The sequence below is a fragment of the Actinopolyspora alba genome (assembly GCF_900112765.1).
In the GTDB taxonomy this organism is placed as follows: domain Bacteria; phylum Actinomycetota; class Actinomycetes; order Mycobacteriales; family Pseudonocardiaceae; genus Actinopolyspora; species Actinopolyspora alba.
In genome coordinates this window covers 14,657-26,786 of the sequence record NZ_FOMZ01000016.1, presented here as the reverse complement: position 1 = coordinate 26,786, position 12,130 = coordinate 14,657, and the positions used below count along the sequence as shown (strand labels likewise).

At 69.4% G+C, this 12,130-nt stretch carries 11 protein-coding genes; all 11 read left to right on the top strand.

What is annotated here, in order from left to right; all coding sequences use genetic code 11:
• Window positions 1–231 precede the first annotated feature (231 nt).
• Window positions 232–504 (top strand): hypothetical protein, encoded by a 273-nt coding sequence (locus BM150_RS20655; protein WP_092929349.1) that lies wholly within the window; start codon window positions 232–234, stop codon window positions 502–504.
• Between the two features lie 38 nt (window positions 505–542).
• On the top strand, window positions 543–1,133 hold the full coding sequence (locus BM150_RS20650) for a hypothetical protein (RefSeq protein ID WP_092929151.1): 591 nt from the start codon (window positions 543–545) through the stop codon (window positions 1,131–1,133).
• Entirely contained in the window at window positions 1,108–4,038 is a 2,931-nt protein-coding gene (locus BM150_RS20645; protein WP_092929150.1) for an ATP-binding protein, read from the top strand. The genes BM150_RS20650 and BM150_RS20645 overlap by 26 nt, the downstream gene beginning before the upstream one ends.
• A 2-nt stretch (window positions 4,039–4,040) precedes the next feature.
• Entirely contained in the window at window positions 4,041–6,038 is a 1,998-nt protein-coding gene (locus tag BM150_RS20640; RefSeq protein ID WP_092929148.1) for a hypothetical protein, read from the top strand.
• A 27-nt stretch (window positions 6,039–6,065) separates the two neighbouring features.
• On the top strand, window positions 6,066–6,692 hold the full coding sequence (locus tag BM150_RS20635; protein WP_092929146.1) for a hypothetical protein: 627 nt from the start codon (window positions 6,066–6,068) through the stop codon (window positions 6,690–6,692).
• A 1-nt stretch (window position 6,693) separates the two neighbouring features.
• A complete protein-coding gene (locus BM150_RS20630) occupies window positions 6,694–7,683 on the top strand; it encodes a C40 family peptidase (protein ID WP_092929144.1) in 990 nt (329 codons plus the stop codon).
• Between the two features lie 131 nt (window positions 7,684–7,814).
• Window positions 7,815–8,246: a hypothetical protein gene (locus BM150_RS20625; protein ID WP_092929142.1), complete on the top strand. Its 432-nt coding sequence runs from the start codon at window positions 7,815–7,817 to the stop codon at window positions 8,244–8,246.
• A 77-nt stretch (window positions 8,247–8,323) separates the two neighbouring features.
• On the top strand, window positions 8,324–8,527 hold the full coding sequence (locus tag BM150_RS20620) for a hypothetical protein (RefSeq protein ID WP_092929140.1): 204 nt from the start codon (window positions 8,324–8,326) through the stop codon (window positions 8,525–8,527).
• A gap of 6 nt (window positions 8,528–8,533) precedes the next feature.
• Window positions 8,534–10,054: an RNB domain-containing ribonuclease gene (locus tag BM150_RS20615; protein ID WP_092929138.1), complete on the top strand. Its 1,521-nt coding sequence runs from the start codon at window positions 8,534–8,536 to the stop codon at window positions 10,052–10,054.
• Window positions 10,055–10,205: 151 nt separating this feature from the next.
• Window positions 10,206–10,871: an NADPH-dependent F420 reductase gene (gene npdG / locus BM150_RS20610; RefSeq protein WP_092929348.1), complete on the top strand. Its 666-nt coding sequence runs from the start codon at window positions 10,206–10,208 to the stop codon at window positions 10,869–10,871.
• Window positions 10,872–11,076: 205 nt separating this feature from the next.
• The gene (locus BM150_RS20605) at window positions 11,077–12,057 is read left to right on the top strand and encodes a glutathione S-transferase family protein (RefSeq protein ID WP_092929136.1); all 981 of its coding nucleotides are present in this window, start codon (window positions 11,077–11,079) and stop codon (window positions 12,055–12,057) included.
• Window positions 12,058–12,130 lie beyond the last annotated feature (73 nt).

Here is a 12,130-nt window from a genome sequence, read left to right as displayed (position 1 = left end):
TTGCGCCGTACGAGTGGTTTTCAGTGTCGGCGGGCATGCTGTAAGAGTGACACGTTCGACGCCACACCCGGTGGGCGCTACCACTACTTCCGGGACACGTGCCATGTTCTACTCGATACCGCGTGCCGGGCATCCCCCGGTTTGTCGAAAAAAGCCGACAACCGCTCGTACACAGAGGTAACAATGACCGCCGTGCCACTAGCAGCCCTGGACCCGATCGCAGTGTTCGTCATGACGCGGTCGCCGGTCACGGTGCTCGCCCAGACAGATCTGAACACCGACGGCATCCGGGCATGGATTCTCAACAATCTGCTCCCGCTGCTGCTGTTGACCGTGGCACTGCTGCTGCTGTGGCTGGGTGGCGGCAAGGGCGACAACGCGGGTGTGATGCGCCGTGTCGGCGGCGTCTTCGTCGCCCTGGCGATCATCGGACTCGCGGTCAGCGGTACCGGTGTGGACATCGGAACCTTCATAGCCGGCCTGTTCAGCACCAGCGGTGGGTAACGACCGAGAGTTCGGCCCGATGGGCAGGTGGCAAGGATATGCAGGTACGTACCGACGACGAGATCTACCGGGTGGACGCCGTCTGGCTGGGCCCGCCGAAAGCGACCTTCCCGTGGCGCGCCCGCTACGTCGCCTGGGGCGTGGGGATACTGGTCTTTCTGCTGGTGCTCGCCGCGGAACGTCGGATGAACATCGGCTTCGGTTTCTTCTCCACGGCGTGGGCCGTGGTCATCACGATCGCGTTGACTCGGCTGATCTGCTCCCGAATCAGTCACGAACGACCGCTGAGCGCCGTGATGGTGATGTGGTTGCGTGAACTGACGGCGCCGCGTCGGTCCCTGAAGGGCAGGGGAGGAGCCGCGAGCGCCGCCGCCGTGCGGGTCAGTCCACAACGTCCTCGCCCCGCGCGGTCCAAACAGTCCGGACGTGGGAAACGGGCCGCCCGTCGGAACCGGGCCTCCGCCGGGTCCGCCCCCGCACGACCCGCTCGGCAGGGCGAGGCCTCCCGGTCCGGGCGCGAGGTCCGGCCGCCGCGTGATCGGTCCGGTTCCGCCGGACGAGCCAGTGCCCCCAACAGTCGTGTGCGTAGCAAGGAGGTTCGCGGTGTTCGGTCGCGGGCGAGGTCGTGAGAACGATTCCCAGCGGGCCTCGGGGCAGCAGTACCGTGCCGCGCCGCAGAAGGCGTCGAAGACCGGACGGCGGGGCAAGCACAAGGACCGCAAACCTTCCGGGGAACAGTCCTTGCCCAGCTACACGCCGTCGATAGCGGCCCGCTCCATCGACGGTCACCTGCTGCGTACCGGCCAGGACGTGTTCGCCTGGTACCGGCTCTCCCCGCAGCGCTGGTCGTTCAGATCCGATTCGCAGCGGCAGGACCTCATCGCCGCCATCGCCGGGCAGTACGCCGAGTTGCAGGGACGTTGGCTGCACCTGCGCGTGACGAACCGGCCCTATCCGATCCGGATGTGGGCCGAGGCGCACGTACGTAACGCGCACAACCCGATGCCCGATGTGGCGGGTGCGTTGAGTTTCGACGACTACATGGTCGGGGAACAGCAGCAGCTCATGGGGCGCTCGATGGCCGAGAAGGAGGTCTACCTCGGGGTGCAGGTCCAGACCCGCAACGTGGTCGACCGCGCGGTCGAGCGAGCCGCGCCGCTGCTGCGTCGAGTGTTCCCGGAGGCCGTCGACGCCGAACTGGTCGCTCTGGACAGCGAGATCGAACACCTGGACCAGGTGATCGGCTCGGCGGGGCTGGACGGCAGACCGGTCACCGCCGAGGAAGTCTCGTGGTTGATGCACCGATCGTGCTCGCTCGGGCTGCCCGCCCCGCGCAACCTGCCCGCGACCCCGAGCAGCGACTGGCAACCCGAGGACCTGGCCTCCTTCACCGACGCCGCCGACATGCACCAGGAGCCCTACGCCCCCACGGTCACCGTCCGGGGGCGCACCGGTTCCAACGCCGGTGTGAGCAGACAGGTGGCGGTGCTGACCCTCGGCCAGACGCACGGCCTGCAGATCCCCGAAGTGGACGATCCCTGGCTGCAGCACTCCGACCGGTTGCCCGCACCGGTCGAGTGGTCCGCCCGCATCTACGTCCGTCGTCCGGAGGACGTCGGTGGGGAGCTGCAGCGCCAGATGAACAAGGTTCGCTCCCAGGTGCGCCACTACACCGAGGAGCACGGCCTGGAACCGCCCACCTCGCTCTCCCGGCAGGCGGGCAGGGTGCTGGAGATCGACGACGAGATGACCTCCGGCTTCACCGCGTTGGCCACCCGGGTGCGTTCCTGGTGGCGCATGTCGGTTTCCGGGCCGACCGAGCGTGACGCGCTGCGGCTCGCGCAGCAGTTGCTCGATCTCTACAAACCCAAGGTGGCGATCGAGCACCCCGAGGCCCAGTACGCCATGGCGCGGGAGTTCATCCCCGGTGAGCCGCTCGCCTCGGGGGCCTACATGCGTCGCGGCTCCGTGGTGTGGGCCGCTTCCTCGGTGCCGCAGGCCACCGCCGAGGTGGGGGACCGCAGGGGGGTGCTGCTGGGCGAGACCTGCACCGCCACGCGGCGCCCGGTGGCCTGGGACCCGTGGATGGCGCAGGAGGTGCGCGACGCCTCCGGGCTGACCGCCATGGTCGCCGGTCTCGGCGGTGGCAAGTCCTTCCTCGGCGGCGGTTTGGTGTACAAGACGCTGCGCGCCGGGGCGTACTGGACGTTGCTGGACCCGTCCGGTCCGTTGGCCGAACTGTGTGAACTGCCCGAACTGCGGCCCTACGCGCGTCCGATCAACCTGCTCAACGCGCAACCGGGGATCCTCAATCCGTACCGGGTCGTCGCCGAGCCGGAGCTGGAACACTTCGTGGACGAGGAGGACCCGGAGCGCAGCTGGCGGCGGGAACGCGCGCTGGCCGCGGCCACCAGACGCCGGCTGGTGCTGGACGTGCTCACCGGCCTGCTGCCCTACGACGTCGCCCGGATGCCGCAGACCCGCATCGTGCTGCTGCGCGCGGTCCGGGCCGTCGGCGGCAGGCCCGACGCGCACCCCGGCATGGTGTTCGAGGCGCTGCGCAGGGATGCCAGTGAGCACCACGAGCACGCCGTGGTGGTAGCGGACTTCCTCGACGAGGTTCGCGAACGCATGTCGTTGCTGATCCCGGAAGCCGACGCCGATCCCTACTCGCAGCGCAGGGAGGACCGGCTGACCGTGCTCACCATGGCCGGGTTGACCCTCCCCAAGGACGGCGTCGGCCGCGAGCACTGGACCGACAGCGAGGCCCTGGGGGTCCAGCTGCTCAACCTGGCCGCGTGGCTGACCCAACGCACCGTCTACGAGCGTCCGAAGGAGGAACGCAAGGGAGTCTGGATCGACGAGGCGTTCTTCCTGTCCGAGGTTCCCACCGGGCGGGTGCTGATGAACCGCTTCGCCCGTGACTCCCGGAAGTGGAACGTGCGTGTGCTGCTGTCCAGCCAGATTCCCGACGACTTCCTGCGCATCCAGGGTTTCGTGTCGCTGTTGGACTCGGTGTTCATCGGCAGGCTCGACGACGAGCAGGCCCAGTCCGACGCGCTGCGGCTGCTGAAGGTGCCGGTCGACGCGGGTTACGAGCAGGTCGTCTCCGCGCTGGGGCGCCGCCCCGGACCGTCGCGCAACAGCACCGAACGGGACCGTTCGCCGCGACAGTTCATCTTCGGTGACGGTGACGGCGGCGTGGAACGCATCAGGATTGACTTCAGCGGTCCGCACCTGCAGCACCTGCGCGACTCGCTGGACACCACGCCGGTGGCGGAGGAGTCCGAGGAGAGCACCTCGGGCGGCAACGACGCGCTGACGCCGAACTCCGACTCGATCGCCGAGATCGGCGGTGCCGACTCCGAGGAGGAACCGGTCTCGGAGGAGAGCGAGGAGCTGCTGGAGGACTTCGCCGAGTGGGAGCTCACCGCTGCCGGGGTGGGGCGCGACGACCATCAGACCGAGTCCGACGAGGATCCCGGGAGCAGTAACGGTTACCGGGGCGGGGACCGAGCACGAGGTGTTACCTGATCGTGTGGTTGCTGTTGATCCTGGCGGTGGCGACCACGGCGGTGGTCGCCGGACTCCGACGTGCGGGACGCGGTTCCGGTCGCTCCCCGGCTCCCCGCCGTGGCCGTCGCGGTGCGTTGACGATCGTGATCGCGCTGCTGGGACTGCAGGCCCTGGCCGGCGCTCCCGCCTACGCGCAGCCGTTGGACTGCACCGAACCCCCGACGCCGGGACGTCCCGGCACCGGCATGGTCGGCGCGCTGGACCCGGCGCCGATCGGCGTGGGGCAGAGCGGCAGCGCCTACGACAAGTACGGCTACGCCGGGCAGGTCTGGCACACCTATGACCTCGGTTGCGGGCCGCAGGGGGTCAGCAACCCCAACGCGATGGTCGACACCTGGATCGGCAACCAGCTGTTCAACGTAGCCAAGAACCTGGTGGGCGTGACCAACGCGCTGCACTACTCGCTGCTGTCCGGCGATCTCATGGAACCGCTGGACGACATGATCGCCGAGGCCACCGTGGCGCTGTACGACAGCGTGTTCACCCCCTGGTTCGGCGTGGTGGCGGTGATACTCGCCGTGCTGCTGTTCCGCTACATCTGGCGGGGTGATCTCGCCAGCATAGGAAAGCGGACGACCTGGGCACTCGCGGGGCTGTGGCTTGCCAGCGCCACCTATCTGACCCCGCTGGTCTACACCCAGGCGCTGGACGACGTCGTGATCACCGGAACCTCCGCTGTGCAGGGCGGTTTTCTGCGCGAGGTCGGCGTCGACGAGCGGGACGGTCTGCCCACCCTGCTGCACGACCAGGTGGTCTACCGAGGATGGTTACGCGGCGAATTCGGTGACCCCGACTCGGCCAAGGCCGAGGAACTGGGCATGGAGCTGCTCGACGCGCAGGCCTGGACCAAACGGGAGGTGCTGTCCGGCGCCGCCGACGGTTCCGCGCGGGAGAAGAAGCAGCAGTTCGAGGACGTCGCCTCCCGGATGGGCGGGGCCTACGGCTACCTGCAGGGCGTGGACGGCAGCAGGATCGGTGCGGGCATGTTGAGCATGCTCCAGGCGCTCGCCTACACCACGTTCCAACTGCTTGCCAAGGCCGCCATCCTGCTGGCCCAGTTGCTGCTGCGCGTGCTGATCCTGACGGGACCGCTCATCGGTCTCATCGCGATACTGCACCACGACGTGTTGCGCGGTGTCGGCCGTATCGCGGGTTCCGCGCTGCTCAACGTGGTGGTCATCTCGGCGATGGCGGGCGTGCACACCGTGGTGCTGAACCTGATCTTCGCTCCCCAGAGCGGTTTCGCCCTGCTGACCCAGATAGCGCTGGCCGGACTGCTGACCCTCATCTTCCTGATGATCGGCAAACCGATCCGTCGGATGGGGCAGATGGTCCAGCTCTCGGCCGGCTTCGCGGGCGGGGCGCTGCCCAGTCCTCCCTCGCTGTTCTCCCGGTCGCGCGGGGGACGCTCCGACGGGCAGCAGAGTGGTGCGCAGGACGACTTCTGGGACCGGGTGCGCGCCTCCGGGGGCGAGGAGGACTCCGCCCCATCGGGCGGCGGCCGCTCCGGACACGGTCGTCCCGAGTCCGTGGAGCCTCCGGTGGCGGCGACCTCCGAGCGCATGGATCGGCCCGCCTCGCGGCGCGACGGCGGCCAGGAGGGGGCCGTTCCCGGGGCGGCGATCCCGGCCGCACGCGCGGGTGGCACTTCGGCCGAGGACAACTCCGGTGGCGGACAGCAGCGCCCGGGGGCGACGCAGCGGGCCACTGGAGCGCTGCCCGCTGCCGGGGCCGGCGGCGAGAGCAGCCGCCTGGTGGACACCTCTCCGATCAGCGACGGGTCGTGGAACGAACGCGACCAGGATCCGGTGGTGGTTCCCTCCCGGGTCGGCGGTAGCGGTTCGGTGCGGAGCACGCCGACGGACACGGATCGGCGGCCCGACAACGAGTTCGTCCGGGGGCGACCGGTCAATGTGGTCTATCGCCCCTCGCGTGGGCTGGAGGTCTCCGATGAGTGACGCATCGCTTCGAGAGGGGCGATCCTGATGCCGATCAGAACACACCGCGGCCGTGCCGCCGTCTACCGCAGGTTATGGGGCTGGCCGCTGCGTTCCCCCAAACATCTGATCATGGCGCTGGTGCTGCTGGTCGCGCTGGTCAGCGCCGTCGGGCTGCTGCTCCCCGAGATCTCCTCGCGGGGTGGCGCCGCGCCCCGCACCGACGGCGGTTCCGTCGACTACACCGCCGAGAGCGGGGCGGGCGGGAACGCCACCGAGAGCTCCGACGAGAGCACCGGCCGGGACGAGCTCGGTGGAGCTCCGCCGACGATCTCCGTGCCCAGCGTCACGGCGAAGTCCGCCGCGCCCGATCCGGCGGGCATCGACGTGGTGCGTTCCTGGGTGACGAACTGGGTGCGGCACTCCACCGGTGAGCAGCGGCAGCAGTGGCTCGACCGGTTGCGGCCCCACACCACCCCCGAGTTCATCGGCGTGCTGGAGACCGTCGAACCCGCCAACGTGCCCGCCACCGAACTGACGGGCGACTTGCGAACCCAGCAGTCGACGAAGAACTCCATGCGGGTACTGGCGCCCACCGACGGTCCCACGCTGCGGGTGCACGTGGTCCGGTCGGAGCAGGGCTGGCGCGTTGCCGGTTACGACAGGGTGGACTGATATGCGCAAGATCGCTGTTGTCCTGGTGCTGCTCACCGGTTTCGGTGGGCTGATCGGTGTCGGTGCCGTCACCGGCCTGCTGGCCGGCATGGGAGGTGGCAGCGGCAGCTCCACCTGGTCGGGTTGCAGCACCGCGTTGGCGACCTCGGGGAACTCCGCCCAGCGCGGGCAGCGCATGGCCGCCCGGCTCGAACGCGAACAGCGCGAGATAGCCGCTCGGATCATCCAGATCGGCAAGCAGCGCGAGTTGCCGCCGCGCGCCTGGCAGATCGCTATCCAGGCGGGCAAGACGGAGTCGAACCTGCGCAATCTCAACTACGGGCACGCCGACTCGTTGGGCGTGTTCCAGATGCGGCCCTCGATGAACTGGGGGACCCCGCGGCAGGTGACCGACCTCGGATACGCGATCAACAAGTTCTACGACGTACTGCTCGACGTCGAGGGCTGGAAGCGGATGCGGCCCGGCGCCGCGGCACAGGCGGTGGAGCGTTCGGCGTTTCCCGACCGCTACCACGAGGCCGAGGCCATGGCGGCACACCTGGTCAGCGAGCAGGGTGATGTCGTCGCCGCGCTGAGCGGCTGCGACGAGATGCCGAACACCGGTTCCCTGGTTCGCGAGGCGATCGACTACGCCAAGCGGCAGCTCGGCGACCCCTACGAGTGGGCGGCCGAGGGGCCGGACACGTTCGACTGCTCGGGTCTGATGCAGCAGGCGTATGCCGCCGCCGGGGTGCAGATCCCCCGGGTCTCGCAGGACCAGTACGACAGCGGCGGAGCCAAGGTGGAGCTGTCCCAGGCGAGGGCCGGAGACCTGGTGTTCTGGGGAACCGGGCGACAGTCGACCGAGGTGCACCACGTGGCGCTCTACCTCGGTGACAGCAAGGTGCTGCACGCCCCGCAGCCCGGCGAGGAAGTCCAGATCGCCAAGCTCTGGGACGGCGGCGAGCTGTTGCCGACGGCGGTGCGGCCCACGCTTTCCAGGTCGCGGTGAGCTGTCGTGCGCGATCCCCGAACGACAGCACCGGCAGGAGAGACGGGCACTCGGACGCGATCGCGCCGAGAGTGTCCAGGTCGGTCGAACGGTGACCGAGACGGTTCGCCGCACGCTCCAGGAGGAACAGCATGTTCACCCCCGACCCGATTCCACGGCCCAACGGTCCGCCCGCTTCAAGCACTCCCCTGGGGGACTACCTCTCCGAACAGCACCACGGCGTCGATCAGGCCTATGCCGTGCTGCCGCGTTCGCTGGCCGAGTCCATGCCGCTGCCCTGGCAGCGGCACATGCGGGAGTTGCTGGCCGAGTTCCACCAGGCGTTCGGGCATCTGAAATGGCCGGTCTACCGCGTCGTGCCCACCAGGTACGAGCGACTGGTCGACCTGGACGAGGAGCAACTGGCCGAGATCGGATACACCATGGAGGTCGACGACACCGGCGAACTGGAGTACCGCTCCCGGGACGGCGTGCCGATCGAGCATCCGGAACAGCAGCGCGTACTCGTGCCCTGCCTGGATCCCATCCCGCGTCGACACGGAGGTTCCCGGGGAAGCACCTGATCCGCCTGGCGGGTGTCGTCGGCCGCGCTCGGCGCCGGGAACGTGACATTCCTGTTCCGGCGTGCCAGGCTCGTGTCATGGACCCGAACAGCTGGTTCTTCTGCTTGAAGCACCGACGAGTCGAAGCGCCGGGTGAAGTGTGCCGTTCGCTCAACCGTCTCGGTCCATATCCTGATCGCGCTTCGGCCGAACACGCGCTGGAACTGGCCAGGCAGCGCACCGAAGCGGCCGACGAGGCCGATCTGCGCTGGGAACAGCAGCCAGGGGCCGAGGGGCGCTGAGTACCGATGGCAGCGGCACGGACCTCCCAACGGATCGATTCCGCCGCTGCTGCCGAATCGGAGGACCCGGACGCCGGGGAAGTGGCCCCCGACGGGGCCGTTGTACCGGCCGGGACGGCTTTCGCCGGTATCCGCCGCGAGTTCGGTCTGCCCGGCGAGTTCCCCACCGCCGCCCTGGCGGAGGCGGAACAGGCCGTGGCCGAGCCGCTCTCCTCCGCCGAACGAACCGACGCGACGGGTTTGCCGCTGGTGACCGTCGATCCCGAGGGCTCCAAGGATCTCGACCAGGCAGTGCTGCTGCGGCGGCGGGGGCGTCACGGTTTCCGGGTGCACTACGCGATCGCCGACACGGCCACGTTCGTCGCTCCCGGCGGCGCGTTGGACCAAGAGACGTTTCGCCGTGGCCAGACCCTCTACCTGCCGGACGGCAACATTCCGCTGCACCCGCCGCTGCTTTCCGAGGGAGCGGCCAGCCTGCTGCCCGAGCAGGTCAGACCGGCCGTGCTCTGGACCGTCGATCTCGACAGCCACGGTGTTCCGGTAAGAGTCGACGTTCGCCGCGCCGTGGTCCGTTCCGTCGCGGCACTGGACTACCGGGGGCTGCTGCGCTCCTTCGAGGCGGGCGATCCGCACCCGGCAGTGGAGCTGCTACCGGAAGTCGGCCTGCTGCGCAGGGAGCAGACGACGCACCGTGGGGCGATCGAGCTCGGACTCCCGGAACAGCGGGTGGAGTTCTCGGACAGTTCCGGCTGGCGGCTGGGTCTGCGTCCCCGGATGTGGCTCGAGGCGTTCAACGCCGAGATCTCCCTGCTCACCGGCATGTGCGCTGCCGAGATCATGCTCGCCGCCGGGGTGGGGGTGCTGCGCACGGTGCCCGACCCCGACGAGGAGGCCGTGCTGGGGCTGCGGCGTTCGGCGGAACGTCTCGGGGTCTACTGGCCTCCGGAGCAGTCACCCGCGGAGTTCCTGTCGGCTCTGGAACCGTCGCGTCCGGAGTCGTTGGCCCTGCACGTGGCGGGGACCCGGCTGCTGCGCGGCGCGGGATACACCGCCTTTCGGGACGGCAAACCGGCCGTGGTCGGTCATGCCGGGATCGGTGCCGCCTACGCGCACGTCACGGCTCCGCTGCGACGGCTGGTGGACAGGTTGTGCACCGAGATCTGCCTCGCCGTCGTCGCTGGACGGCCCGTGCCGGAATGGGTTCGGGAGAGCATCGTGGAGCTGCCCTCGGCGATGGGAAATTCCGATCGGCTGGCCTCGCGCGTGGAACGGGCGTGCATCGCGCAGGTGCAGGCGTGGGAACTCGCGGATCGGCTCGGTGAGGTCTTCACGGCGACCGTGCTGCGCACCGACGGCGAGGCGGGCAGGGGAGAGGTGTTCGTGCCCGAGCCACCGGTGATAGCGCGTTGTCGCGGTGCCGAACTGGTTCGCGGTCAGCGGGTTTCCGTGCGGCTCGTCGACGTCGACTCGGCCCGTCGCGAGGTACTTTTCGAACTCGCCGACGCCCCTCCGGCTGATCCCGGGTGACATCCTCGCACCGCCCCGTTCCGAGTCGGCCCGCCCGTCGCCGGATGAACTTCCGTCCGCGGTCGCGAACACACCGTGCCGGTGCGACGCTTTTGGTTACCGTCGGGTAATAAAGTGTGCTGGCACGTGATCGGAGTTGATAGGAGTAATGGTGGTTGACGTTCGGGAACTGACCGTCGGAGTGCTGGGCGGTACCGGCGCGCAGGGCAAGGGGCTGGCCATCCGGTGGGCCCAGGCGGGGTTGCGGGTGTTGATCGGTTCCAGGTCGGCAGCGCGGGCCGCCGAGGCGGCCGAGGAGATCGCCGCGACCAGCGGTGGTTCGGTGCTGGGGCGGAGCAACGCCGACTGCGCCGCCGAGGCCGACGTGGTGCTGGCGGCGCTGCCGTGGGAGGCGCACGCCGACACGCTGCGCGAGCTGCGTTCGGAGCTGGCGAACAAGATCGTGATCGACTGCGTCAACCCGCTCGGTTTCGACAAGAAGGGGCCCTACGCACTGCCGGTCGAGGAGGGCAGCGCGGCCCAGCAGGCGGAGGCGCTGCTGCCGGACTCCAGGGTCACCGCCGCGTTCCACCACGTCTCGGCCGTGACACTGGCCGACACCGACGTCTCGCACGTGGACCTCGACGTACTGGTCCTCGGGGACGACCGGGAAGCCACCGATCTCGTCAGGTCGCTGGCCGACGTCATCCCCGGCGTGCGCGGCATCTACGGCGGCAGACTGCGCAACGCGCACCAGGTGGAGGCGTTGACCGCAAACGTCATCGCGATCAATCGGCGCTACAAGGCACACGCGGGACTGCGCATCACCGACGTGTGACCCGGCCCGCCGCGTCCGCCCCGCATCGCCGCTTCCCGTTCGACTGGCGCCGCCTCGGGGCCCGGTCGACAATGCCTCGTGCGAGGACGCGTTCGGTGGTTCGCGTTCGGCCCCGGCCCAACACGCTCGGTCGGGGCCGAGCGAGGCCCGGGCGGTGTGCTCGGTTCGACCGGCCGAGAGCGAGGGGCCGAGAGCGGGTGACAGCATGAGCGCCGCCGAATTCCCGGCAGAAACGGCCACCACCGGTGAGTGGGTGCGGCAGCGCAACCGGTTCACCGAGCGGGTGACCGCGGACGGGTCGTCGGGTTGGACCGCCCTGCCGGGGCGGTATCACCTGGTGGTGAGTCTGGCCTGTCCCTGGGCGCACCGCTCGTTGATCGTGCGACGGCTGCTGGGGCTGGAGCACGCGATCACGCTCGGCGTCGTCGATCCGATCCGGGACGAGCGCGGCTGGCGATTCACGCTCGACCCGGAGGGACGTGATCCGGTTACCGGGATCCGGTTGCTCTCCGAGGCGTACCTGGCGAGCGACCCGGAGTTCAGCGGGCGCTACACGGTCCCCGCCCTGATCGACGTCGAGTCCGGCACGATCGTCAGCAACGACTACCATCGGCTCACCCTCGATCTCGAGACCGAGTGGCAGGCACTGCACCGCCCCGGAGCCCCCGACCTCTATCCGGCGGAGCTGCGCGGGGAGATCGACGAGATCGACGAGCTCGTCTACCGCGACGTCAACAACGGCGTCTACCGCTGCGGTTTCGCCACGTCACAGCGTGCCTACGAGCGGGCCTTCGACGCGCTGTTCCGGCGGCTCGACCAGCTCTCCGAGCGGCTCGAACGGCAGCGCTACCTCGTCGGCGGGACGATCACCGAGGCCGACATCAGGCTGTTCACGACGCTGGTGCGGTTCGACGCCGCCTACCACGGGCACTTCAAGTGCAATCGGCACAAGCTCACCGAGCTGCCGGTGTTGTGGGCCTATGCCCGTGACCTGTTCCAGACGCCCGGTTTCGGCGAGACGGTGAACTTCGAGCACATCAAGAACCACTACTACCGCACCCACCCGGCGATCGATCCCAACGGGATCGTGCCCGCCGGGCCCGTGTCGGCGGAGTGGCACACCCCGCACGGCAGGGAGGCGTTGGGCGGGAGCCCGTTCGGCACGGGCACCCCGCCCACCGACTGAATCGACCTCCGGGATCGCCCGATGGTCGCCGCCGACGGAGTCGGCCCCTACGGCAGGGCGCCGACTCGCGTCC